Origin of the sequence: Marinobacter sp. (genome assembly GCF_040882185.1) — a bacterium.
Taxonomy (GTDB): domain Bacteria; phylum Pseudomonadota; class Gammaproteobacteria; order Pseudomonadales; family Oleiphilaceae; genus Marinobacter.
In genome coordinates, this window is record NZ_JBBEBW010000017.1 from 63,462 (window position 1) to 88,633 (window position 25,172).

The window sequence follows — 25,172 nt, forward strand, 5'->3', positions numbered from 1 at the left end:
TAGAAGAAATGACCTACAACACCACCATCGTTGCGCCACCGGGCAAGCCCGCCTCACTGCGCAAGGGGGTTACCGCAATGGCGTTATCCCGCAGTACGGCCACGTCCGAATCCGGCGCCACAATATGACGTGAGCTGCGCTCGAACCCGAGCCACCAGTACGGCAAATTGCGGGCATCCTGGCCCGCCAGCAGTTGGGTACGTTGAATAGAGCCCGTGGATTGCCGGGCCCAGCGCATTTCGCGAACTTCGTCCGCCTCACAGGCCGGGAAATTTACATTCCAGCAGCAGGGCTGCTCGGGCTGCCAGAGCGCGCGGATGACCCGTTCACCCCAGACGTTCACGGGTGCCCAGTTGATACCGTCACGATTAAGGTAGGCCTGGCTGAGGGCAATCGCAGGGATTCCCATGTGCTCTGCCGTCAGCACCGCGCCGACGGTACCGGAGTACTGTACCGAATCACTGATATTGGCACCGTTGTTGACACCGGAGAGCACCAGATCCGGCGGGGTTTCACCAAACCATTCCGCCAATGCGAACAGCACGCAGTCGGCTGGCGTCCCGGACACCGCGTAACGCCGGTTGGCGTGTTGATAGACCCGCAGCGGCGTATGCAGTGAAATGCTCTGACCCGCACCGCTGCGGTCATGTTCCGGCGCCACCACCCAGACCTCTTCCGCAAGGGCGTGGGCAATATCGATCAGCACTTCCAGACCCGGGGCGGCGATGCCGTCGTCGTTGGTAATCAGAATCCGCTTCACCATCGCTTCATTCATGATTGGATTCCCTGTTTGCCTTGCTGGGCGATGCGCCAGCCAGCTTCAGCCAGCACGTGGGCACGTTCTCCGACCTGCAGTGCATCAGCGTTACTGGCATTACCCTGTAACGCCCGAGCGTAGACGCCCTGAATAATTGCTGCCAGCCGAAACAACGAGAATGCCAGAAACACGTGCCAGTCATCGATACCAGACCGGCCAGCCTGCTGGCAGTAACGCTCAATGAGGGCCTGTTCATCAGGAATCCCGAGCGCTGCCAGATCCTCCCCGACCACACCGCGCATGCCGGTCAAATCGTTGGGCAGGTGATAAGGCAGGCAGTAGTAGGCCAGATCGGCAATCGGATGGCCCAGGGTGGACAGCTCCCAATCCAGAATAGCAATGATCTCGGGTTTGTCGTCGGCCAGCATCAGATTGCCCAGACGATAATCGCCATGGGCAATGGCACATTCATCATGTTGCGGCAGGTTCTCAGGCAGCCAAACCATGAGCTTGTCCATGGCGGGCATTTCGCCGGTGCGGGAGGCCTGATACTGCTTCGTCCAACGGGAGACCTGCCGCGCGACGTACCCGCCCGGGCGACCAAAATCACCCAGACCGACAGCGTTAACGTCTACCTGGTGCAGCGCCGCCAGTGTATCCATGGCGGCCTCATGCACCGGTGTACGTTCGCCAAAGTCGAGATCCCACAGGGCCGGATGACTGACTACCCTGCCCGGCATGAAGTCCATTACGTAAAACGGCGTACCGATGATGTCACTGTCTTCGCACAATACGCGGGTTTTTGGCACCGGCACGTCGGTGTGTTCAGACAATGCCCGAATCACCTTGTATTCGCGCTCAACCATGTGGGCCGAGGGTAGTACTTTGCCCGGCGGTTTCTTGCGCAGCACGTAACGACCGCTGTCGGCTGTCAGCAAATAGGTCGGATTGGATTGCCCGCCCTGGAACTGTTTGATCTCCAGCCGATTGCCGATTCCCGACATGTTGGCCTGTAACCAGCTCAGCAGTTTTGTTTCGTCCAGGCGGTGCGCTTCCAGCACCTCGACCAACTCCGGGTCGGTGTTTTTCCTGCTTTCCGTCATCGTGCCCTCAACTTTGTGCCCTCAACCATAGGGTTTTTGATACGACCTGTTTAACAGGCGGTCTCGCCTCCGTCCGCCACAATGACCTGGCCGGTGATATAGGCACTGGCGGGGGTCGACAGGAAAACAGCCAGGCCTGCGATGTCAACCGGATCGCCAATGCGACGCAGAGGTGTCTTCTCTTCGGCGCGCTTTACACGCACCGGGTCTTCCAGCAACGCTTTGGCAAAATCCGTCTTGATCAGGCCCGGTGCAATAGCATTAACCCGGATGCCTTTCGGTCCCCACTCTACCGCCAAATTACGGGCAAGCGCTGCTTCCGCCGCCTTGGACACCCCGTAGGTGCCGATCACAGTATTACCCCGCAGGCCAGCAATACTGGACAGCATGACCACCGCACCGTCACCCCGCTCTGCCATGCCCGGCAGCACCATCTGGGTGAGCCAGAACGAGCCTTTGACGTTGGTGTCCATGATCTTGTCCCAGGCTTCGTCAGTCATCTCCTGAGTCGGTCCGTAAACCGGATTGGTCGCGGCGTTGCACACCAACACGTCAATCCGGCCCCAAGCGGCAATGGTTTTGTCTACCAGATTCTGCAAGTCCGCTTTCTTGCCCACATGGCAGGGAATGGCAATAGCCTCGAAACCCTGGGCTTTGAGCTCGCCTGCAACCTGATCGCAAACCTCGGCCTTACGGCTGGAGATTACGACCCGGGCGCCACAACGGGCCATTTCCTCAGCAATCGAGCGGCCAATGCCTTTGGTGGAGCCGGTAATCAGGGCGACCTTGCCGGTCATATCAAACAGTGGATTGGTCATGATTCAGACTCCGTTTCAGTGATTGGCCGGTTGGGCTTTCGGGTAGTCGCGCAGTTCGATCTTGGCGATGCTGTCCAGATGCACCTCATCCGGGCCGTCCGCCAGTCTCAGGGTGCGGATATGCGCCCAGGCGGAAGCGAGGAAGGTGTCCTGACAAACGCCCATGGCGCCGTGGGCCTGGATCGCGCGGTCCAGTACTGCCAGGGCCATACTGGGGGCTGCAACCTTGATCATGGCAATTTCCTGACGGGCCACCTTGTTGCCAACCGTGTCCATCATATGAGCTGCCTTAAGTGTCAGCAGACGGGTCTGCTCAATCTCCAGCCGGGAACGGGCGATATCCTTGCGGATGGAATCAAACCTGACCAGTTGTTTGCCAAAGGCTTCACGCTCGTTCACCCGCTGACACATGGCTTCCAGGGCGCGTTCCGCTACTCCGATAGTGCGCATGCAGTGGTGAATACGGCCAGGACCGAGACGCCCCTGGGCAATCTCGAAGCCGCGGCCTTCACCCAACAGGATATTCGATGCCGGCACCCGCACGTTGTCGTAAACCACTTCGGCGTGGCCATGGGGGGCATGGTCGTAGCCAAACACCGTCAACGGCCGCACAATCTTCACCCCTGGCGAATCAAACGGCACCAGGATCATCGATTGCTGGGCGTGGTGGGCGGCTGTGGGATCGGTCTTACCCATCACGATGGCAATCTTGCAGGTGTTGGTCATGGCACCGGAAGACCACCATTTACGCCCGTTGATCACATACTCGTCACCATCCCGGCGAATCTCGCAGGCAATATTGGTGGCGTCGGAGGAAGCGACCGCTGGTTCCGTCATCGCAAAGCAGGAGCGGATCTCACCGTTCAACAGGGGTTTGAGCCACTTTTCCTGATGTTCCGGCGTACCGTAGCGCGCAAGTACTTCCATGTTGCCGGTATCGGGCGCAGAGCAGTTGAATACTTCCGGTGCCATATGGGAACGCCCCATGATTTCGCAAAGGTGAGCGTACTCGAAGTTGCTCAGCCCGGCGCCAAATTCACTTTCCGGTAGAAACAGATTCCACAAACCGGCAGCCTTGGCCCTGGATTTCAGCTCTTCCAGAATGGCCGTCGATGCCCAGCGGTTTTCCGCAGTCGCGATCTGCTCATGGTGCACGTGTTCGTTGGGGTAAACGTGCGCATCCATAAATTCGATGAGTTGCTGTTGCAAATGCTTGGCTTTGTCTGAGAGTTCAAACATGGTTCAGTGCCTCTTGTGTTTGTTCTGAATAAAAGCAGTCGGGCGGGCTCAGTCGGAGTCGTCCGGTCAGATCGGTACGCCATCGGGCTTTTCGCTGCCGGTTCTGAGCCGGAAGGTGCCTTCGGCAATGGCCAGCAGATTTCCGGCCTCGTCCCGGGCCTCGCCGGTGCTATTGAAAATACGCTGCCCCCCGGCCCGGCGTTCGCCCGTCACCCGGATGGTTCCACTGGAGCATTGCCCGGTGAACGTGGTGGTCAGTGACAGGGTGATTGCTTTACGCATGCGACCCGGGTAGGGGCAATAGGTGCCCGCGTTAGCCAGCACCACATCCAGCAGCGAGGTCAGCACCCCGCCATGAACAACACCCCCCAGATTGATGTGTTTGGGTTGCAGCTTCAACTCGATCACGGCGCGGTTTTCTTCCCAGGAGACATGCCGGTAACCAAGCAATTGGTGAAAGCCCCCCAGTTGCTCTACATCTACATCTACATCCGTGATATCGATATGGCTGTCTGTTTCGGTCATTACACTTTCATCCCCGGCAGGTTCAATGACGCAGTATTGCCGCCGTCAACCGGCAGCGCCTGCCCCGTAATGTAGCTGGCATCGTCGCTGGCGAGAAACAGAATGGCGGCTGCAATCTCTTCCGGCGCGCCGTAGCGCCGTAATTCACAGCGAGAACCCAGTTTATGAGCTTTTTCGTGAGTGCGGGCATAATTAAATACCGGCTGGGTCATGCCGGTTTCAACCAGGCCAGGACACACCGCGTTCACCCGGATATTGTCGCCGCCCAGGTCACAGGCTGCCGTCATGGTGAGATTGATAACCCCCGCCTTGGAGGCACTGTACGCATTGCCACCAGCACCGGAGCGGATACCCGCCACCGACGCCGTATTAACGATCGCGCCCTGACGGCGGCTCTGCATATGAGGCGCTACGTGCTTGATGAACAACATTGGGCCAATCAGGTTAACGTCCAGAATACGCTGCCATTCACCCTCATCCTGCTCGGTGATAGGCGGATGATGACCGGCGATGCCGGCGTTGTTGCAGAGCACATCAATACGATCAAAGGCTTTGATGGTGTCCCGTATCAGTTTTTTGACCTGCACCTCATCTGACACATCCATCACACGACTCATCACCCGTGAGTCTTCCGCGAGCATGCCCTGGGTTTCGGCCAACCCGGCTTCCGATTGATCCACCAGAACCAGATCTGCACCCTCTCGGGAAAGCCGGACGGCTGTGGCCTGACCAATGCCACTGCCAGCGCCGGTCACCAGGGCTACCCGTTCGCTAAAACGCTTCATGGGATGTTCCTTTCTTATAATTGGCGTGTTACTGCGAGTAATTGGTGTATTACTGCGAACTCCATTTAATTTGTCATGCCTCTCGGTTTTGAGTCAATATATTCGGAAATTAATTTCACTAGTCAGAACACAACAATCATCAAAGGCTACGAAATGAAAGATTACGTGCAGAAAATGCCTGTTTATGCACCGGTAAACGATTCGGAAACCCTCGACGCCATCGGTTGGAAGGTTCAAGAGTATGCCCACACCCAGCCCGACAAAATTGCACTCATAGAGGGCGACCACACGATCAGTTGGCAGCGCTTCCTCAACCGCGCCAACGCCTTTGCCAATCAATTGCGGGCCCAGGGCCTGACCACCGGCGACACCGTCGCCGGGCTGTCCGAAAACAGTGCTGATTTCGTCGCCCTGTACCTCGGCACGCTGATCGCTGGCGGCTGTATGGTGCCGCTGTCCGGCATGGCCAGTGGCGAATCCCTGGCCTTGATGATCAATGATTGCGACGCCCGCTTTCTGTTTGTCTCCCACCGTAATGACAGCCTTTATGGTGAAGTCCGCGACCATCTCAGTCACATTGCTGCGAATAAACGCATCGGTCTAGATTATCGCCCCGATGACAGCGCCATCAGCCTTGAAGACTGGGTGCAGGGCGCCTCTGGAAAGCCTGACCCCGCCAGGGTGGGCCTTGATGATGCTTTCAATATCATCTACAGCTCCGGGACGACAGGCAGCCCCAAGGGCATACTTCACGACTACCGGTTCCGGTCCCGGCAGATTCGCCGTATGACAACCAATGGGCTGAATGGAGATGCCATCAACCTGGTTTCGACACCCCTGTACTCCAACACCACGCTGGTGTCCGTGCTGCCGACCCTGTTTAACGGCGGTACCCTGGTCATCATGCCGAAATTCAATGCACACCAATTTCTGGAGCTGGCACAGGCCCACAAAGTCACCCACGCCATGCTGGTGCCGGTGCAGTACCAACGCATTCTGGCAGAGCCGGACTTCGACCGCTTTGATCTATCTGCCTTCCAGCTCAAGCTGTCTACCAGCGCTCCGTTGCGGGCCAAAGTCATTGCTGAAGCGCTGGAGCGCTGGCCGGGCAATCTGATCGAAGTTTATGGGCTGACGGAAGGCGGCATCTCCACCAGCCTTGATTGCGGCCAGCATCCTGACAAGTGGGAGTCGGTTGGCAAACCCACCGAAGGCGCCGAGGTCCGTATACTTGATGAGCAGCTCCGCCCCTTGCCCGTGGGCGAAATCGGGGAGATAGTTGGCCGTGCTGGCGCCATGATGCGGGGCTATTGCAATCGAGATGAGCAAACCCGTGAAATACTCTGGACCAGCCCCGAGGGAGAGGTGTTCTATAAAAGTGGTGACATGGGACGGCTCGACGAAGATGGTTTCCTTTATATTCTGGATCGTCGTAAAGACATGATCATTTCTGGCGGTTTTAACATCTACGCGGTCGACCTGGAGAAAATTCTGCTGGCGCACCCTGAGGTGAGCGACGCCGCCGTGATCGGCATTCCCAGCGAGTACTGGGGGGAAACACCGCTGGGGCTGGTCGTGAGAAAGACTGGCACCACGACGTCGGCCGACGATATTCTCGAATGGGCAAACCTTCGTCTCGGCAAGGCCCAACGGTTGTCTGCAGTTGAATTTCGGGACGATCTGCCCCGGAACACCATTGGCAAGGTATTGAAACGGGAACTCCGAGCAGATTACCTGAACCAATAGACATCGACTAACCTATTGCAAAAGGCGAGTCATGTGGTAGATTCAGAAAATCTTAATTCGCCTTGCAGTCCAGAATACCGCAGTGCGAAATAGAAACGAAAAACCTGACGACATAGTAAGAGACACAACAACAAGAGGTAATGCCATGAAAATGCTTACTCACTACCGCAAGAAATTCGCCGTTTACGCTTCCGCCATCACTCTGGGCGTCTCGGCAGCACTGGCTGTCAGCCCGGCGGCTGCCCAGGACACCTTCACCTGGAAGGTACAGTCCCATTGGCCCGGCTCCAGCAGCTCTTATGAAGATAGTCTGGTACGCCTGAAAAATGTGATCGAAGAGCGCACCGATGGCCGCCTGAAGCTTCAGCTCTACGAATCTGGCGCGCTGTTCAAGGCCCAGGAGACGTTCAACGCCGTCAGCCGGGGTATTCTTGAGATGGGTACTATCTCTCCGGCCTACGCCCAGGACAAGATAAGCCTTGCCGGTATTGCGTCAGGCCTGCCGTTTGCTTTTCGGAATGTCTGGGAAGCGGCCTATTTCCACCAGAATCTCGGGTTCGAGCAGATGCTGCGGGACGAAGCAGCGGAGCACGGCGTTTACTGGGCGACTGACAAAGTCTATCCAACCGAGATGGTCGTCAAGAACCCCATCAACAGTTGGGAAGACTTCACCAAGTTGAAGATCCGCTCCTCTGGCGCGCTACAGAAATTCTTGACTGAAGCCGGTGCCGCTGCGTCCTATATTCCTGGCGGCGAACTCTATACCGCGCTGGATTCCGGCGTTGTGGACGGCGCTCACTGGGGCGCAGCTCAGGGCGCTTCCAGCATGGGGCTGTATGAAGTGGCCAAATATCACGTGCAACCCGGCCTGAACATCGCTGGCACCGACGCCATCATCGTCAGCCAGAAAGCGCTGGATAAGCTGCCGGAAGACATGCAGAAAATCGTCAAGCAGGCCCTGGACGAACAGTTCTGGGTACGCACCAACGAATACCTCTATAAAGAGCGCATTACCCTCGCCAAAGCGATCGCCGAAGACGGTGTTGAGATCAACACCTTGCCGGATGATGTTCAGGACCGCCTGGTCAAGACCGCCCAGAGCATGTGGGACGAAGAAGGCAAGCGTAGCGAAAATGCCCAGAAAGCTCTGGACATGCTGAAAAGCTACCTGACGGATCTCGGGTACCTTTAAACCAGCAAACCAATACGCCGGGCATGCCTCATTGCAGGCTGCCCGGTTTTTTGTCAGTCACAGTTTTGTTAACCGGAGGTTGCCATGCGTGCGCTCACCGCATTCATGAACGGCGTCACCCGCCTGAATGGCTTTATCGGAAGATGGGTCGCCTGGCTTGTCGCTGTCATGTTTGTGCTACTGCTGCTGGAAGTCGGCTTCCGCTATTTACTGAATGCTCCCACGGTATGGACCAACGAACTCACCCAGATGCTGTTCGGCGTCTATGCGATTCTTTCCGGCGGTTACATCATGGCCCATCGGGGCCACGTGAATGTAGACCTGCTGTATTCCCATTTCGGCCGCCGCACCCAGGCAGGCCTGGATATAGTAACCTCCATCGTATTCTTTATTTTTACCCTTGCGTTGCTGTATTTCGGCATCGACATGGCCCAGGAATCCATTGGAAACCTTGAAACCACCTACTCGGCCTGGAACCCGCCGATCTGGCCCATCAAAGCGGCGATACCTCTGGGTGCCGGCCTGCTGGTGCTGCAAGGTATCGTCAAACTGCTCCAGGACATCGCCATAGCCTTCAACCTGAGCTACTACAAGCCCGACGCGGGACAGTCTGCAGGAGATCCATTGTGAGCATTGAAGTCCTGACGTTATTGTTTTTTGGGTCCCTGCTGTTCTTTTTGATTCTTGGTTTGCCGCTGGCCTTTGTGCTTGGCGGCGTATCCGTGGTCTTTCTCTACTTTACCTGGGGCTTCGACTCCTTCTACATGGTCGCGTCCCAGATCTGGGGCACCATGGGCAGTTTTACCCTGGTCGCCATACCGCTGTTTGTCTTTATGGCGATGATTCTGGAGCGAACCGGCGTTGCCAATGACCTCTACCGCATGATGTACATGTGGTGGGGTGGCGTTCGGGGCGGTCTGGCCATCGGCACTCTGTTTATCTGTGCCATCTTCGCCGCCATGTGCGGTATCAGCGGGGCCGCTGTGGTTGCCATGGGTACCATCGCCCTGCCTTCGATGCTGGAGCGGGGGTATGACAAGAATATGGCCCTGGGGTGTATAAACACAGGCGGGGGCTGGGGCATTCTGATTCCGCCCAGCATCCTGATGATCCTGTACGCCCTGATTACCGGTGTGTCGGTGGGCCAGATGTTCGCAGCCGGTGTATTACCGGGCATCCTGCTGATGGTTCTCACCATCGCGTACATTATTATCCGCTGCTACTTCCAGCCTCATCTCGCACCGGCACTGCCTCCGGAAGAGCGTGCTTCCTGGCCGGAAAAATTTCATGCCCTGCGAGCCGTGATCCTGCCAATCCTGATTGTGATTATGGTGTTGGGCTCTATCATCGGCGGCATTACCACACCCACTGAAGCTGCTGCCGTGGGTGTGCTGGGTTCGCTGGTTTCAGCGCTGGTGTATCGCAAATTCAGTTGGGCACTGATTAACGATGCGGCCATTCGCACGTTCAAGCTGACCGGCATGATCATGTGGATTCTGTTTGCCGCTCATGCCTTCAGTGCCGCATATCAGAGTATGGGTGCGCAGGAGCTGATCGAAGGATTTGTGCAGATGATCCCCGGCGGCCCCTGGGGCATCATTCTCTCAATGATGCTAATCACCTTCCTGCTCGCCATGGTTCTGGACCCGGTCGGCATCATGCTGATTACTCTGCCGGTATTCATGCCGATTGTGGAATCTCTCGGGTTTGACCCGATCTGGTTCGGCATTCTATTCGTGATCAACATGGAAATCGGCTACATGACGCCGCCCTTCGGCTTCAACCTGTTCTACCTGAAAGGGGTGGTGCCGCCGAGTATCACCATGAAGGACATCTACATGTCGATCATCCCGTTCGTCATTGTGGAAATCATCGGGCTGGCGCTGATCATGATTTTCCCGCAGATCGCCACCTATTTGCCTGAGTTGTTCTTTTGAAGCTGGCAGGACAGCGCTGATCGATTCCCCAGGCCCCGGCTATTTGTCGGGGCCTACTCCTCTTGGTCCTGAACGAGCTTAACCGTATTCAGCGCATCCGCCGAAATCAGGCCCTGCTCAACGGCATGCTGAGCCATCACCAGGCTATCCGAGGCCAACATGAGATCGCTGCCCGCTGCTTTGACTTCATGGGCCAGCGTCGCAATCGATTCTTCCCGCCCTGCGTCATTACTGACATCCCGGATATAGATGCCAATGATACGCCCCGGGTGCTCCCGCAGAATGCGGGTGTACACTTCAGGATCGTGCTGACCGCTATCGCCGATGAGCACGAAAGGCAGATCCTTGTAAATCGCCAGCATCTGCCGGATCACCTCCAGCTTATGATCCTTGGCACGCCGGGGTAACAGACTACCGCGTTTTAGCCCCCATTCCCGCAGGATCAGGATCGGCCCCACTGGAATATGATGCATTCGGAAAAACTCCACCAGCACCTGATAGATACTCCAGGGCGCACGCGAGACATACAGCATTGGATTGCCCTGGTGGCCGGAGGCGCCATCGTAAAATGCCTGATACAAGGCCGACACGCCGGGAAAGACCATCCGACTCTCCGCTCCCTGGGCAAACAGGCGCCACATCATTCTGGCGGTGCTCGCCACGCCGGTATAAACGACGGTGTCGTCAATATCACTTATCACCCCATAGCGGGCCGTCGAGGCCGGCGTGAAAAACTCGCCCGTCGTAGTCGCACGCTCATCTACCGGATCAATCAATGACAGGTCTATTGAATGCCAAAGCACGTCCGAGGGCATGGTCGACAAGGCCATGCTTACACGAAAAAAACCATGGCGGTCGGTATGCACGATCTGCTCCGCATCCTTGTAACAGACCCGCACCTTCGCATTCACCACTGGCTTGCGCAGCAAGCGTCTAAGCAAATCAATCAGGTCCCGGCGCACTCGGTCCTCCCGCAAGCGCGAACCAAACCCTGGTTGATGAAACACACGCCCCATCAGAAACAGCTGTTGGCTGGATCCGTAGCCCCGATAAGCATGGATAAAAAGCCCGCCCCGGCCATTATCGCCCTTAACCGGTGACGCAAGAATATGAAGAGCCTTGCGCAAGGCTACGGCAAGCTTTATGGGTTGGCGACGAAGGGGCATTGATTCCTCAGCTAAACGTAAATGGAGCTACCATTGATACAGGCAGGATCACTGATTCTGCAAGCAATCGCGCCCAAGCTCAATGTTATGAGGCAATTTGCTAAATTGCCTCAACTTATTCCAGTTCCGGTCGATACGAAGGGTTGCGTGAGACAGATGACGATAACGCGTCACTCTAACTACCCGGGAACCCGAGCATGCCCTTCTCTAAACTGTTTTCTGACTAGTCAATCGGCATCAAGCTGGCGGCCGGTATCGCCCTGCTGATTCTGCTGTCTGTGATTATTGGTGGTATTGGGCGTATTTTCGGGCTGGCTGCTCACCCGCAGCATCACGCACCCGATCCGGCAGGCGGTCAGTCTGGCAACCCGAGTGGCCTCCGGCGATTTGAGCGGTGACATCCGCAGTAATCGCGGTGATGAGCTTGGGCAATTGCTATCGGCATTGGGCACCATGGTAGTAAACCTGCGAGATTTGGTGCGCAGTATCGATTCCAATTCCGGACAGATTGCCACCTCTGCCACCCAGCTCTCCGCCGTAACCGAGCGCACCAGCTCGGGTATTGCTCAGCAGCGTGATCAGACCGACCAGGTGGGCACCGCCATGAACGAGATGGTAGCAACTGCCAACGATGTGGCCACCAACGCCGGTGATGCGTTTACCGCTGCTAATCTTGCCAATGAAAAAGCAGCAGCGGGTGAGACAGCGGTCAAAGAAACCCTGAGTCATCTTACAGAACTGAATGAAAAAGTACTGGAAGTCACCAAGCGCCTGCAGGGTTTGCAGGTTGATACCCAGAACATCGTGTCGGTTCTGGATGTGATCAAGTCAGTGGCTGATCAAACCAACCTGCTGGCACTGAACGCGGCCATCGAAGCGGCACGCGCGGGTGAGCAGGGTCGCGGTTTTGCGGTGGTGGCAGATGAAGTGCGCTCGCTGGCAAAACGCACCCAAACCTCCGCCACCGAGATCGAAAGCCTGGTCAACAATCTGGTGAACAGTGCAGAGGGATCCGTCGTGACCATGGGGCAAGGCTCGGAGCTGGCGAACCGGACTCTGGAGAAAGCCCAATCCACTGGCGAGCAAATTGCAGAGATCGCCCGTGCGGTCGAAGATATCAGCCGGCTGAATAGCCAGATCGCAACCGCGGCAGAACAGCAAACCGCCGTTGCGGAAGATATTAACCAGAACGTCACGTTGATTCGGGATGTCAGTGAACAATCCGCCAGTGATTCAACCGAAGTGGCGGGCGCCAGTAATGAGCTGGCGCGTCTGGGGGAGGCCTTGCAGGCCCAGGTTGCCCGATTCAGGATGTAAATCGGGCCGGTACTTCGTCGTTGATCAGAACACTTGAGAAAGCCGCTGGCGATCCCATACGCTTCAACTAATGGGTTCTCTAACCTGGTCAACGTACTGACCATAACCGGCGTCGGCCATATCAGCCTTCGGGATAAACTTCAGCGCGGCCGAGTTCATACAATAACGCAGGCCAGTGGGCTCCGGACCATCGGTAAACACATGGCCCAGATGTGAGTCTGCCAGAGTGCTGCGAATCTCGGTACGCACCCCGAACCAGGACCGATCTTCTTTCTCAACCACGAGTTCGGGGCTGATGGGCCGGATAAAACTCGGCCACCCAGTGCCGGATTTGTATTTGTCAGTGGACAGGAACAGCGGCTCACCGGAGACCACGTCGACATAGATGCCGGGACGTTTTTCGTCCCAGTATTCGTTGTCATACGGGCGCTCAGTGGCGTCGTCCTGAGTAACTTTGTACTGGATATCGGTCAGCCGTTCACGAAGTTCTTCCTCGCTGGGCTTTTGATAGCCCTGACGGTCAGAGGTTTCGGCCTTGGCATCGGGGCGATAATCGGCGTAGTCGATTTCCCGATCCTCTCCCCAAACGTCGTCTATGAACTGGTAACGGCCAGAGTTGAAGGTGTAAACCTTGTAGCGCACCGGATTTTTCTCGTAGTAATCCTGATGGTACTCCTCTGCGTCATAGAATGACTCAAACTGGGTTACTTCAATCGCCACCGGATTGTCATAGCGGCCACTTTCCTCAAGGGCCTGAATGGACTTTTCGGCTATGCGTTTTTCCTCAGCGTTGTGGTAGAAAATCCCCGGCCGATACTGCTTGCCACGGTCTACAAACTGACCGTTAACGTCGGTCGGATTCATCATGCGCCAGAGCCCTTGCAGCAAGCCCTCATAGGTAATGACCTCAGGATCGTAGTAAACCTGAACCGCTTCGGTGTGACCAGTCTGGCCGCCAGCGACCTGCTGATAGTTAGGATTTTTCTCATCACCACCGCTGTAGCCAGAGACCGCCTCGACCACACCGGGAATCTTTTCAAAGCCGGCTTCAACACACCAGAAACAACCACCGGCAAAGGTAGCCACCTCAAGGGATGCATCGGTCGGGGCGTATTGTGAATCTTTGGGGGCTGTGTCGTCGGTGGCACTGGCCTTAAAGCCAATGAGCCCGACAATCAGCACCAGTGCTGCGTAAAATATTTGACGATCCATACTAGTCACCTCGTTTGCGAAATACGCGCCCCGACTGTAGAGACAGCCGGGTTGTGCGGACAGTTCCCAGTGTGTTGGTAAAAGTTCACGCTTTGATCTGGGAGTTATTACGAATTTATAACACCTTTAGGATCATTTCGGAGGCAGATCATTGTCCTGGTACACAGGCAGGCGGATCTCGAAGGTAGCGCCACACACCGGATTATTGAACACGCTGATCGTTCCACCCTGCATTTCCATAATACGCCGGGCAATAGCCAGTCCCAACCCGGCGTGCCCGCTAGTGTTGCGGGCATCACCGCGATAGAAGGCTTCGAATATGTGGGGCCTGTCCTGCTCCGGAATACCTGGGCCCGCGTCACTCACCCGCACTGTGAGCCGCTCGCCTTCCAGCGCCAGCGCCAGTTCAACCGACTCACCGGCGGGACTGTAGGTAATGGCATTGCTGATCAGGTTATCCAGCACCCGCTCAGTCATGGCCAGATCACCGTAGACTAGGGGTAAGGAAAGTGAGCCGGAAACATTGAGCACCAGGTTTTTACGTTCCGCTTCGGGCACATGCTTATGGGAGACGTCGTAAATCAGCTCAGCCGCTGCGAAAGGCTCAGGTTGTGGCTGCTTTTCCCGGGCTTCCAAGGCGGCCAGTTCAAACAATTCATCCACCAGGCGGCCAAGACGTCGGCCCTCTTCCAAAGCGATATCGAGGAAGCGTTCCTGTTCAGCGTCGGAAAGCACTTTCCGTTTCATGCGCAGACTCTCGACATAACCCTGCATGGACGCCAACGGGGTTCGCAGATCATGGGAAACCTGCGCCACCAACCTACGCCGCAACGAGTCTTTGTCCTGCAATTCTTCGATCTGGCTGGCAATACGCTGAGCCATATGATCAAAGGTAACCCCGAGATAATCCACTTCGTCCCGCACCTCCGGCCGCTGCTGCTGCCAGGTTTGTGGAGGCTGGCGACTCATGCCAGTGTGCTCGAACTGTTCTACCAGCCCGGTCAGCCGGGTTAATCGTCGGGTCAGCAGGCGGAATACCGCCAGCCCCGCAACCATGCCGAAAGCCAGGCTGATCACCACCGCCCAGGCGCTCATTTCAATAAAATGCCCACTTCTGGCCATGGTTTCTGCCATGTCGTACTCCTCACCCCGCAACACCACATACAGATAGCCTTCGAGCTTGTCGGCGGAGGGAATAGGAGTAACGGAAAAGACCTTTTGCCGATCATGACTGCGGGGGTCATCCCCCAGCACCGGATAGGCCGCCATGTCATCGAGCAGTCGTTGGATCGGCGCCAGCGACACCTGGTTGCGCTTGATCTTCTCCGGGTCAGCGGAGTAGGACAGTATGCGACCTTCGCGGTCGAGCAGGTAAATCTCAATGCTGGGGTTGATCGCCATATAGAGGGAGAACAGCTCCTTGAGGGCGGCTTCATCCAGGCGGCCTTCGTTGATGAGGTTGCGGTCCTGCACCAGTTTTTTCGCAAGGTCCCGGTTCAGTTCCTGATTCAACGAGGCATTGTACTCCCGCAGGGAATACAGGCTGATAACGGAGTACACTAGACCCACCGCCACCAGCAGGACAAACAGTCCCAGGGCCAGCCGGGTATAAAGGGTTCTGATCATGGGCTCAGTCCCGAAACCGGTAACCGACGCCCCACACCGTCTGGATAAAACGGGGGTTGGCCGGGTCCTGCTCAATCTTGCCGCGCAGGCGGTTGATGTGGGTGTTGACGGTGTGCTCGTAGCCGTCATGGTTATAGCCCCAGACGGTATCCAGCAACTGCATCCGGCTGAACACCCGGCCCGGGTGCCTGGCAAAGTGCCAAAGCAGGTCAAACTCCCGCGCGGTCAGTTCCACTTCCACACCGTTGAACTGAACCCGTCGGCGCACCGGGTCAATGGCCAGACCCTCGCACTCTATCGGCTGGTCCGGAGTAGCCGGAGCCGGGCTTGATGCCATCGCATCCACCCGCCGGAACAGCGCCTTCACTCGCGCAGAGAGTTCTGCAACGCTGAACGGTTTGATGAGGTAATCATCCGCGCCCATCTCAAGACCCAGCACCCGGTCGAGTTCCGAGCTTTTGGCGGTCAGCATTAAAACCGGGATGTAACCCGGCTGTGATCGGATCTCCCGGCACACGGACAACCCGTCTAGCCCTGGCAGCATCAGATCCAGCACTACCAGATCAATTCCACCTTGCCGAAATCGCGCCAGGCCAGTATCGCCCCGGTCGCAGACCACGGTCTTGCAGTTCAGGTCTTCCACATGCATGCGCACAAGCTGGGCGATGCCGGGGTTATCCTCAACAATCAATACGGTGCGTGTCATAAGTTCCCTGGCTCCGGGCCGGTGTTTATTGCCAGCCAAAACAGACCCGCCCGGGAGCGGACCGGGCGGTTGATGCACGTGCAACGTCAGACATCTGTCTATGATTTATTTATCGTCTTTTTTCATGTCATGATCTTTCATCATGCCATCTTTCTTCATATCGCTGTGATTCGTGTTGTCGCTTTTCCCCATCATGCCATCATCTTTCTTCATGTCATCGTGCGTCATGCCGTCTTTCTTCATACCGTCATCTTTCATCATGCCATCTTTTTTCATATCGCCGTGATTGGTGTTGTCACTTTTCCCCATAATGCCGTCATCTTTTTTCATATCGCCGTGCTTCATGCCATCATCTTTCATCATGCCGTCTTTTTTCATCTCTTCAGCATGTGACGTGCCAACACCCATGGCAGCAACCGTGATCGCAGTGGCAAGAAACATTCGAGTCAGCGTTTTCATAAACTTCTCCCTGTATTCATTATTGGTCCGAGGCAAGTGCCCCGGGCTCTGAGGACAATCATGACCAAACGGGCTCACGGAGGCCTAACGTACGACTAAAGAATCTATCCCGGAAAGATCACGAAATCATCACGGAGACGATGAAGGCAATGCGCAGCAGGTAAAGAAGCCCCTGTGCGGTTGTATCAAATACCAAAGCATTATTTCTGACAGCAAAACGGGTATCATCCAGCCCCGCACACAGCCCTATACCCCTGATGCAGGCCTTACCCGTGGACGAAACGCACCAGCCCATTCCCGAAGTACGCCAGCCACTGGTCCAGCGCACTCTGGCAGAATGGAAAACCCTGGCGTTGCTGGGCGGGCCGATTCTTATTGCGCAACTTGCCCAGATGGCCAACGGTGTTATTGATACCGTGATGGCGGGCCATGCCAGCGCCGAGGACCTTGCCGCTGTCGGCATCGGCAGCAGCCTGTGGATGCCACTTTTCCTGCTTTTCATGGGCACCCTGAGCGCGTTGCAGCCAATCATTTCAGGTCACCGGGGCGGTGGTCTGTTCAGTCGTATCATGCCCGACACCTGGCAGGGTATTTACATCGCCGCTGGCGCAGCGGTTCTGATGATTCTATTGCTGATCAATGTGCGGCCGGTACTGGATACCCTGCGTTTGGATCGCCATACGGCTTTTGTTACTCAGGGCTACCTCAGTGCTTTTGCCTGGGGCATTCCGGCGATGCTGCTGATGGCAGCATTGCGGGGCCTCACCGATGGCCTGGGGCACACCAAGGTCATCATGGCGTTTTCGGTGCTCGGCACCCTGGTCAACCTGCCCTTGAATTACATTTTTATTTACGGGAAATTCGGTTTGCCTGCCATGGGGGGCATCGGGTGCGGCTGGGCTACCTCGATTTCCAACGGCGTCGCCATGGTGGCTTTGCTGGTCTATTTGAGCCGCAGCAAAACCTATCGGCATTACAACCTGATCACCGGCTGGGTCAAACCCCATTGGCAGGAAATCAGCTTGATCCTGAAGCTCGGGGTGCCCATTGGCTTTACCATTTTCGTAGAAGCCAGCATGTTTTCGGTGATCGCACTGTTCCTGGCGCCCCTGGGGCCGGTGATTGTGGCCGGTCACCAGATCGCCCTGAATGTCGTCAGTTTGCTCTTTATGGTTCCCCTGAGCATTGGCATGGCGCTCACCTTGCGGGTCAGCTTTCTGATCGGGGCGCGCGCACCTGACACAGCCCGACTACTGTCTCGCAGTTCGCTGATTCTGGCGGCTGCAGTAGCCCTGGTATTTGCACTGCTGCTGTTTCTGCTGGCATCGCCCATTGCACAGCTTTACACCAGTGATCCCGCGGTGCAGCAGGTGACGATATCGTTGCTGGTGTTTGCGGCCCTGTTCCAGATTGCCGATGTGATCCAGGTAACCTGCATAAGCGCATTGCGGGGCTACAAGGACACCCGGGTACCCATGATTATCATGCTGTTTTCGTTCTGGGGTCTGGGATTACCGCTGGGCTACGCACTTACCTTTACCGACCTGATTATACCGGCGATGGGTGCAGCGGGTTTCTGGGTCGGGCTTACAGGTGGGTTGGCTTCGGCCAGCATTCTGTTGGGCATCCGTCTGTTCCGCTATTCGCCGCGCACGGCCTGATCACACCAGGGCTTCGGCCTCACCCGCTACCGCTACCCGGTCCCGGCCATCCTCTTTCGCTTGGTAAAGTGCAGCGTCTGCCCTCGCCAGCCAGGAATCCGGCGTATCGTCGTCCTTCAACAAAGTGAGTCCGTATGAGGCGGTAACAGGGCCGCCCGGGCATTTCAGGTCCCGGCGCAATACCCGGTATACATTGCGCAACACCGACCGCATGCCGTAGTCGTCCACGCCCGGTAACAGCAATACGAATTCTTCACCACCGAACCGGAACAACTGGTCCGTCCTGCGGGTATGCTTGAGAATAATCTGCACACAACTGAGCAACACCTCATCGCCCACGGCATGGCCGTGATCGTCGTTGACCTGTTTGAAATGGTCCAGATCCAGTATTGCAAGAGCGTATGAGAGACCGCTACGCTGATGGAATGCGACTGCCGACTTGAGCTCCTGCTCCATCGCCCGGCGGTTTTTGACGCCGGTCAGCGGGTCCAGTATAGCGAGCTGTTCCAGCCGCACCCGCTGGGTTTCGTTGCGCAACGCAAAAATATAGGCGCAAGCGCTTACAACGACAGCGGTGGTGGCAAACGAAAGCATGTATTCGAATGATTGAAAACCGATATTGAACACCATCAAAACCAGCAGCGTGGACAGGTTTATGATAATGGCCAGTCGCGGTGGTGTCAGGAAGAAACTGGTGATAAACGGCGGAAAAAGCCAGAACAGTCCGATAGTGCCAAGCACGGATGCGACCGTCGCCCCTCCGGCACATGCGATGATAGCCATACAGAACCCGCTTCGGCGAGTATCGCCAGTGATCCAGGCATAACTCATGGTAATGACGATACACAGCATGATGACCGTATCGACGGTGCCCGCCAGCAGGTCACCCTGTACAAACCGGAAAATAGCAAAAGGAGTGATGCCCAGAATGGCACACACGCCCAGCATCGTGATGATCGACAATCGGAAATTATTGCGCAAGCGGTACAGCATATCGGTGGAACCAGGGCGCGATCATTCATTCACCGGGTTGGGGCGCGCCAACCGGGCAGCCAGGAAATCAGGGCACCAAATGAGTGCCTGCCAAACATCATAGATCAAATCTTTGGCCAATCCGGTAACGGAGGTCAAAAAATTACCAAAGATGACAAAATACTTGCATTAGCGACACAATCACTAAACGTCTGCATCGGTACAAAGACACGAAAACCTTTATGGTTTAAACTTTCCGAATTGCTTATAAAATCCTGACTCTAGCCCGTGCCCCTTGGCATACCCACAACAAAAACAGGTGATGATCTAAGCGTGTCCGATCTTGTCCGAGTTGCCCCCGGAGCGCTGGTGGTTGGCAAGCCGCTCCCGTGGACCGTGTATGACGTCAGTGGCAATGTGCTACTGCGCCAGGGCCATGTAATACACAGCGAATCCCTGCTTGAGCAGCTCTTCGAGCGCGCGCTTTTCTATCCACGTAAGCCGGTGGAATTTAAACCGGAGCTGGTTGAGGACATCCGGACCTGCAACCCTTTTCAGGAGTACCCCGGCCTGTTGCGGGAATTGGAAACCACCCTCACGGCTATTTCTGACCGACAGAGCGACGCGTCTCAACGACTGACCGCTCTGGCACGCCTGATTGACGACATTTGCCTGAGCGCACCGGACCCAAGCCTGGCTCTGGTCCATCTTTATTCGGTCGAACCTACGGCTTATGAACAAACCCTGTTCTACGCCATTATTTGTCACTTCACTGCCCGGGCCTTGGGTTTTGAAGAAAACCGTGTACTGGTGCTTCTGGGTGCGGCCCTGACAGCAAACCTGGCGCTGCTACCGTTTCTCGATAAACTCAACCGCTCGGCACGGAGTTTGACCGACCAGCAGCGGCAAGTGATCCGCAAGCACCCGTTGCTGAGCGCAAAAGCTCTACGGGAAGCGGGCATAAAAAACCGGCAGCTACTGACCATCATTGAGCAGCACCACGAACATCATGACGGCACCGGTTATCCGGTCGGCTTGACCTGCGAAAACACTTTGCCGGAAGCCCAGATTCTTGCTCTCGCTGAGCATTACACTGCCATGATCACCCGACGCGCCTACCGTGACCGGTTAACGGTCACTGACGCCATGAAGGCCATTCGAAGCGCCGCCCTCGACAGCGCAAGGCCGGAAATCAATTCAGCCTTACTCAACGCCCTGACCCCTTACCCGCCTGGCTGTCTGGTCCGGCTCGCCAACGCCGAAGTGGCGGTTATCACTCATCGGCCCGCCCGCCATACCGGGCCCACCGCCCAGGCCATCATTGGTGCCAAAGGTGATTTCTACCACCGCGCCTGCAAGCGTGACTGCAGCTTGCTGGAGTTCAGCATTCGTGTGATTGAAGACGTGGATGTGCTGCCGTCCATGGATTTCGGTCTGCTCTGGGAATTTGACTGAACACAGCATTAGTCTTTTTACTGATCAAGAGACCGCCTCCACACACATACTCCTGACTGTCTGGACAGTGAGCCGGGAGCGCTTGCGGTGCGTAAATAAAATACTCGGGATATTGGAGGTAAAGTGTGAATACTGTGCTCTACAATGGCCAACTTCGGCGCCTGGTGCCTCGCAGGTTTGCCACCTTCAGCCTGATCATTGCCTTTACCCTGCTAACCGCCTGCAGCTCGACCCGCATGGCCTATCGCTATGCAGACTGGGGCATCGTCTGGTGGGTGGAAGACTACGTCACCCTCACGGGCGATCAGAAAGCTGAGCTCAATCGGTCTATTGAAACCTTCCGGCGGTGGCATTGCAGCACCGAATTGCCCCGCTATGCAGACTGGCTAAGTGAACTGGAATCAGACATCGATAACCTGCCCCTTGATGAGCAGGATATTGCAGGCTGGCAATCGGAACTGATTTTGGCGTTGGACCGCCTGCTGATGGAGGTCACGCCCATCGCCACAGCTTTGTTAGCCACCCTGACCGATGAGCAGATCGACGAACTAACCCGCAACATGGCCGCCAATCAGGCGGAAACAGAAGCAGAGTTTCTTGACCCGGATCCCACTGTGTCGCTACAACGGCGAGAACAGCGCATCCTTGAACGGGCGGAGCGCTGGCTGGGCTCCCTGAACAATGAGCAAAAATCCACCGTTGCAGCCTTTAATCGGGCGCGGGGGAGCCAGACAGCAATTTGGCTGGAGGGCCGTGCGCGTTGGCAGCAGGCTCTGCTGGAGGTATTGCAGGAGCGCCAGAGCGAGCGGTTCAATTCCGCCATGGTCCGACTCATTGAGGACAATGCCGAAGTGCGCGGCGAACGATATCAGGCCATGGTTTCCCGGAGCGGCCCCGCACTGGCCAGCCTGATGAGTGATCTGGTCGCTCAGTCAAAACCCCAACAGCGCAGTCACCTAACGAGCGAGCTGGCGAACCTGCGCCAGGATTTCGACGCTCTGAGCTGCCAGGGCTGAGGCCTCAGGCACGCAGGCCCAATGCTTCGGCGTGATGATCCAGATGATCATCAATAAAGGACGCGATAAAAAAGTAACTGTGATCGTAGCCCTGGTGCATCCGCAGCCGGATGGGATGGTGAACCTGCTCACAGGCATCAGCCAACGCTTCAGGATTAAGCTGCTCTGACAGGAAATCGTCTGCCGTGCCCTGATCAATCAGCAGCTTCAGCCGTTCCGATGCGCCGGAAACCAGCAGTGTTGCATCCCATTCAGCCCAGTCTGCCCGGTCAGCCCCGAGATAGCTGGAAAACGCCTTCACACCCCAGGGACACTCGGTCGGATTGCAGACCGGGGCAAATGCCGACACTGAACGATAGCGGCCAGGATTTTTCAGCGCACATATCAGAGCACCGTGGCCCCCCATGGAGTGACCGCTGATTGCTCTCTGGTCCGACACCGGTAAATTCTGCTCAACCAGCTCGGGCAGCTCACTGACGACATAATCGTACATGCGGTAATGCTTCGACCAGGGCTCCTGCATGGCGTTGATATAAAATCCGGCCCCACTACCGAAATCATAGCTTTCGTGCTCTCCCGGCAGATCCGTGCCCCGTGGGCTGGTATCGGGACACACGATGGCCATACCAAGTTCCGCAGCGCGGCTATGAGCCCCCGCCTTCTGCATGAAATTCTGATCATTACAGGTCAGGCCAGACAACCAGTACAACACTGGCACTTTTGCCGGGTCGGCCGCTACCGCTTTAGGTGGCAGATAGACTGCAAACTCCATATCGCAACCCAGCACGGGCGAAGCGTGACGATAACGACGGTGCTCGCCGTTAAAGCTCACGTTGGTGGACAGTAACTCCATAAATACCCCAAATTGTCATTAGATCGCTGCTTGCTAATCGGCTCTGGCAAACTTCGGCAGGGTTATACCGCAACCAGCCCGCGCCAGTTCTGCCAGAATAGCACTACGTGTCACAATGCCAATCAGACGACCGTGATCGGTCACCGGATAGACCTTTGGCTTGCCGTGGCCCAGATTCTGGGCCACATCCACCAGGGCCATATCTGCAGTTATTGTTACCGGCTCCTTGAACATCACGTCATCAACGAGCGGCTCGCCCTCACAATGATAATTGCTCACCAGCAAGGCGTGAATGCAATCCTGCTCCGAGACAAACCCCAGTACCTGCCGCTGTGCGTCAACGACCGGCAAACCCGTTACATGGTTCTCCAGAAGCGCCTTGACCACCTTGGTCAAGGGCGTGCCACAGCGGATTGGCTCTATGTGGTTCCACATCACATCACTGACCTTGATTGAGCGCATGGTTAACATCCTCCTGTCGGACAACTCTCTCTATAACCATAGGCAATGGGGACCGAAACTGGAAATACAAACTCCGAACCGGATTTTCAAGCGCATAGCGACGAGGCCGATCCCGCGATACCGCCGGTCTCGTTACGGGCGGACAGTTTCTGCTTATCCTGGATGAAACCACCAGGGAAGCCATGGTGACTCAACTGGATTTGATAACAGACCGGATCAGAAACCTGTTCCAGAAACTCAGTTCGACAGCCACCCTGCATCAGATTCGCTGGTCCGCGCTTTGAAGGCGAAGTGGCGCGGGTTCAACTGGTGCCGTAGTCGTTCTCAGGAGCAAATTCGGTCAAGCGCTAATCATCTCAAGGCTCATGCGCGCAAAATCTTGCAGCAAAGGTTCTGGCAGATCATGTCCCATGCCGTAGATCATCTCCAGACGGGCGTGGGGAAGCAGGTATTTCAACTGCTCCGCTGCCACCGGACGGACCAGTGGGTCGGATTTGCCATGAATAATCAGCGTCGGCACCCGAATTCGTCGCGTCATCGACGACAAACTGCCCGTTGCCATGATGGCTCGTGTCTGTCGAAGAATGCCAGCCGGATGGTAGCTACGACGGAAATCCTGGGTAATCCTGGCACGTACATCGTCTTCCCGGGGCGGGAAACCAGGGCTTTGAATGGCCCTCCAGAAGTCCAGAGAGCGGGCCACCACAGCGGTCTCATCCTGGCCTTTGACACCGACCCCCGCCAGTTTCCAGATCAGCTTCGACTGGGGTAACGGTAACCGGGGGCTATTGGTTGACGTCATGATCAGGGTCAGGCTGCGTATCTTTTCCGGCCAATTCGCGGCCACAATCTGACTGATCATACCGCCCATCGACACGCCCACCAGATGCGCGCTGGCAAGCCCCATGGCGTCCATCAGGCCAGCCACATCGGCCGCCATCTCCCTCAACGAATAGGGGGCATCAATTGAAAGCCCCAACCGATGCCGGGCCATCACGGACACAGGATGACCGTTAAGGCGGTCCTTCAAATGGGTCGACAGGCCTATATCCCGGTTATCAAACCGGATTACCCGATAACCAGCCGTCGCGTAAGCGTCCAGCAGCGCCTCCGGCCACAACGTCATCTGGGCCGCCAGTCCCATCACAAAGATAACGGGCTCGCCCTCCGGGTTGCCACGGCTCTCTACACAAAAGCAAAGGCCATTTGCCTCAATACGCTGTTCCAGCGGTTCACTCGATATCGTGATCATTTTCTGCCATAACTGTTGATTATCTTTCAAGCTTAACGGATTTAACCGGGTTGCCAATCACTCTAAAGGGGTCATTTAGCCGAACGCCGGGTTAGAGGGTGACATAACCTTAGCGCAAAATAATGTATCAAAAGCCCCTAAAGACCTTGGTTTTTGGTTTACCGGGCACTATTTATGGCACTAGGTATGTAGAGTTGCTGAAAACAATGCTGACTAATGAGTAGTCAGTCTTTCCCGAAGAGGAGGAGCGAATATGAGTATACGTCTAGGTGATACCGCACCGGATTTCGAGCAGGATTCCAGTGAAGGCAAAATCCAGTTTCATCAGTGGCTCGGCGATAGCTGGGGTGTTCTGTTTTCTCACCCGGCCGACTTCACGCCGGTTTGCACCACGGAGCTGGGCCTGACGGCAAAGCTTAAAGATGAATTTGCCAAGCGCGATGTCAAAGCTATCGCCTTGAGTGTGGATGCCGTCGACTCCCATCATGAGTGGATCAAGGACATCAACGAAATCCAGGGTTGCACCGTTAACTTCCCGATCATAGCGGATCAGGATCGTTCAGTGTCCGAACTTTACGACATGATCCACCCGAACGCGGATAACAGCCTCACCGTGCGCTCACTGTTCGTCATTGATCCGAACAAAAAAGTACGCCTGATGATCACCTATCCGGCCAGTACCGGGCGGAACTTCAATGAAATTCTGCGGGTTATCGACTCCCTGCAACTGACCGAGCACCACAAGGTCGCTACGCCTGGGAACTGGGAACGCGGCGATGATGTGGTGATTGTGCCATCCCTGCAGGACGAGGATGAAATCAAGCAACGGTTCCCGAAAGGCTATAAGGCAGTCAGACCGTATCTGCGCATGACGCCCGACCCGAAAGTAAACTGGGGCGGCGAGTAAGTCATT

Annotated in this window: 24 protein-coding genes; 9 read left to right on the forward strand and 15 right to left on the reverse strand. The window is 56.2% G+C overall.

The window, feature by feature from the left end; translation table 11 throughout:
* Positions 1-13 precede the first annotated feature (13 nt).
* The 6 genes from surE to WEB64_RS09890 form a co-directional block, all read right to left on the reverse strand.
* Positions 14-775, reverse strand: a complete 762-nt coding sequence (gene surE, locus WEB64_RS09865; RefSeq protein ID WP_368058863.1) for a 5'/3'-nucleotidase SurE — start codon at positions 773-775, stop codon at positions 14-16.
* Positions 772-1,860: a phosphotransferase gene (locus WEB64_RS09870; protein ID WP_368058865.1), complete on the reverse strand. Its 1,089-nt coding sequence runs from the start codon at positions 1,858-1,860 to the stop codon at positions 772-774. Before WEB64_RS09870 ends, surE begins: the two co-directional genes overlap by 4 nt.
* Positions 1,861-1,910: 50 nt before the next feature.
* Complete coding sequence (locus tag WEB64_RS09875) at positions 1,911-2,678, reverse strand: SDR family NAD(P)-dependent oxidoreductase (protein WP_368058867.1); 768 nt, start codon at positions 2,676-2,678, stop codon at positions 1,911-1,913.
* A gap of 15 nt (positions 2,679-2,693) precedes the next feature.
* Positions 2,694-3,917 (reverse strand): acyl-CoA dehydrogenase family protein, encoded by a 1,224-nt coding sequence (locus WEB64_RS09880; protein ID WP_368058869.1) that lies wholly within the window; start codon positions 3,915-3,917, stop codon positions 2,694-2,696.
* A 66-nt stretch (positions 3,918-3,983) separates the two neighbouring features.
* The gene (locus WEB64_RS09885) at positions 3,984-4,442 is read right to left on the reverse strand and encodes a PaaI family thioesterase (RefSeq protein ID WP_368058871.1); all 459 of its coding nucleotides are present in this window, start codon (positions 4,440-4,442) and stop codon (positions 3,984-3,986) included.
* On the reverse strand, positions 4,442-5,227 hold the full coding sequence (locus WEB64_RS09890; RefSeq protein ID WP_368058873.1) for an SDR family NAD(P)-dependent oxidoreductase: 786 nt from the start codon (positions 5,225-5,227) through the stop codon (positions 4,442-4,444). The genes WEB64_RS09885 and WEB64_RS09890 overlap by 1 nt, the downstream gene beginning before the upstream one ends.
* Before the next feature lie 153 nt (positions 5,228-5,380).
* On the opposite strand from WEB64_RS09890, the gene WEB64_RS09895 reads away from it, so the two are divergent.
* The 4 genes from WEB64_RS09895 (at position 5,381) to WEB64_RS09910 (ending at position 10,102) form a co-directional block, all read left to right on the forward strand.
* On the forward strand, positions 5,381-6,973 hold the full coding sequence (locus WEB64_RS09895) for a class I adenylate-forming enzyme family protein (protein WP_368058875.1): 1,593 nt from the start codon (positions 5,381-5,383) through the stop codon (positions 6,971-6,973).
* 145 nt (positions 6,974-7,118) lie between these two features.
* The gene (gene dctP / locus WEB64_RS09900) at positions 7,119-8,165 is read left to right on the forward strand and encodes a TRAP transporter substrate-binding protein DctP (protein ID WP_368058877.1); all 1,047 of its coding nucleotides are present in this window, start codon (positions 7,119-7,121) and stop codon (positions 8,163-8,165) included.
* An 84-nt stretch (positions 8,166-8,249) separates the two neighbouring features.
* Positions 8,250-8,795: a TRAP transporter small permease subunit gene (locus WEB64_RS09905; protein ID WP_368058879.1), complete on the forward strand. Its 546-nt coding sequence runs from the start codon at positions 8,250-8,252 to the stop codon at positions 8,793-8,795.
* Positions 8,792-10,102: a TRAP transporter large permease subunit gene (locus tag WEB64_RS09910; protein ID WP_368058881.1), complete on the forward strand. Its 1,311-nt coding sequence runs from the start codon at positions 8,792-8,794 to the stop codon at positions 10,100-10,102. The genes WEB64_RS09905 and WEB64_RS09910 overlap by 4 nt, the downstream gene beginning before the upstream one ends.
* Positions 10,103-10,155: 53 nt before the next feature.
* Here WEB64_RS09910 and WEB64_RS09915 read toward each other — a convergent pair whose 3' ends face one another.
* The gene (locus WEB64_RS09915) at positions 10,156-11,268 is read right to left on the reverse strand and encodes an App1 family protein (RefSeq protein ID WP_368058883.1); all 1,113 of its coding nucleotides are present in this window, start codon (positions 11,266-11,268) and stop codon (positions 10,156-10,158) included.
* A 294-nt stretch (positions 11,269-11,562) separates the two neighbouring features.
* Here WEB64_RS09915 and WEB64_RS09920 point away from each other — a divergent pair, with 294 nt between their 5' ends.
* Entirely contained in the window at positions 11,563-12,585 is a 1,023-nt protein-coding gene (locus WEB64_RS09920; RefSeq protein WP_368058885.1) for a methyl-accepting chemotaxis protein, read from the forward strand.
* A gap of 63 nt (positions 12,586-12,648) precedes the next feature.
* On the opposite strand, the gene msrB is transcribed toward WEB64_RS09920, so the two are convergent.
* The 4 genes from msrB to WEB64_RS09940 form a co-directional block, all read right to left on the reverse strand.
* Entirely contained in the window at positions 12,649-13,797 is a 1,149-nt protein-coding gene (msrB, locus tag WEB64_RS09925) for a peptide-methionine (R)-S-oxide reductase MsrB (RefSeq protein WP_368058887.1), read from the reverse strand.
* Positions 13,798-13,929: 132 nt separating this feature from the next.
* Complete coding sequence (locus WEB64_RS09930; protein WP_368058889.1) at positions 13,930-15,423, reverse strand: ATP-binding protein; 1,494 nt, start codon at positions 15,421-15,423, stop codon at positions 13,930-13,932.
* A gap of 4 nt (positions 15,424-15,427) precedes the next feature.
* The gene (locus WEB64_RS09935) at positions 15,428-16,129 is read right to left on the reverse strand and encodes a response regulator transcription factor (RefSeq protein WP_368058891.1); all 702 of its coding nucleotides are present in this window, start codon (positions 16,127-16,129) and stop codon (positions 15,428-15,430) included.
* Between the two features lie 105 nt (positions 16,130-16,234).
* Positions 16,235-16,588: a hypothetical protein gene (locus tag WEB64_RS09940; protein WP_368058893.1), complete on the reverse strand. Its 354-nt coding sequence runs from the start codon at positions 16,586-16,588 to the stop codon at positions 16,235-16,237.
* Positions 16,589-16,860: 272 nt separating this feature from the next.
* On the opposite strand from WEB64_RS09940, the gene WEB64_RS09945 reads away from it, so the two are divergent.
* On the forward strand, positions 16,861-18,249 hold the full coding sequence (locus WEB64_RS09945) for an MATE family efflux transporter (RefSeq protein WP_368058895.1): 1,389 nt from the start codon (positions 16,861-16,863) through the stop codon (positions 18,247-18,249).
* Here the strand turns inward: WEB64_RS09945 and WEB64_RS09950 are convergent, their stop codons facing one another.
* Positions 18,250-19,242, reverse strand: coding sequence for a GGDEF domain-containing protein (locus WEB64_RS09950; RefSeq protein ID WP_368058897.1), 993 nt, complete (start codon positions 19,240-19,242; stop codon positions 18,250-18,252).
* A 312-nt stretch (positions 19,243-19,554) separates the two neighbouring features.
* Here WEB64_RS09950 and WEB64_RS09955 point away from each other — a divergent pair, with 312 nt between their 5' ends.
* On the forward strand, positions 19,555-20,676 hold the full coding sequence (locus WEB64_RS09955; RefSeq protein WP_368058900.1) for an HD-GYP domain-containing protein: 1,122 nt from the start codon (positions 19,555-19,557) through the stop codon (positions 20,674-20,676).
* A gap of 125 nt (positions 20,677-20,801) precedes the next feature.
* Positions 20,802-21,692 (forward strand): DUF6279 family lipoprotein, encoded by an 891-nt coding sequence (locus WEB64_RS09960; protein ID WP_368058902.1) that lies wholly within the window; start codon positions 20,802-20,804, stop codon positions 21,690-21,692.
* A 4-nt stretch (positions 21,693-21,696) separates the two neighbouring features.
* On the opposite strand, the gene fghA is transcribed toward WEB64_RS09960, so the two are convergent.
* The 3 genes from fghA to WEB64_RS09975 all read right to left on the reverse strand — a co-directional run bounded on the left by fghA (position 21,697) and on the right by WEB64_RS09975 (position 24,259).
* Entirely contained in the window at positions 21,697-22,545 is an 849-nt protein-coding gene (gene fghA / locus WEB64_RS09965) for an S-formylglutathione hydrolase (protein WP_368058904.1), read from the reverse strand.
* Positions 22,546-22,578: 33 nt separating this feature from the next.
* Entirely contained in the window at positions 22,579-23,007 is a 429-nt protein-coding gene (locus tag WEB64_RS09970) for a CBS domain-containing protein (protein WP_368058906.1), read from the reverse strand.
* A 340-nt stretch (positions 23,008-23,347) separates the two neighbouring features.
* Positions 23,348-24,259, reverse strand: coding sequence for an alpha/beta fold hydrolase (locus tag WEB64_RS09975; protein ID WP_368058908.1), 912 nt, complete (start codon positions 24,257-24,259; stop codon positions 23,348-23,350).
* A gap of 253 nt (positions 24,260-24,512) precedes the next feature.
* On the opposite strand from WEB64_RS09975, the gene WEB64_RS09980 reads away from it, so the two are divergent.
* Complete coding sequence (locus tag WEB64_RS09980) at positions 24,513-25,166, forward strand: peroxiredoxin (RefSeq protein WP_368058910.1); 654 nt, start codon at positions 24,513-24,515, stop codon at positions 25,164-25,166.
* Positions 25,167-25,172 lie beyond the last annotated feature (6 nt).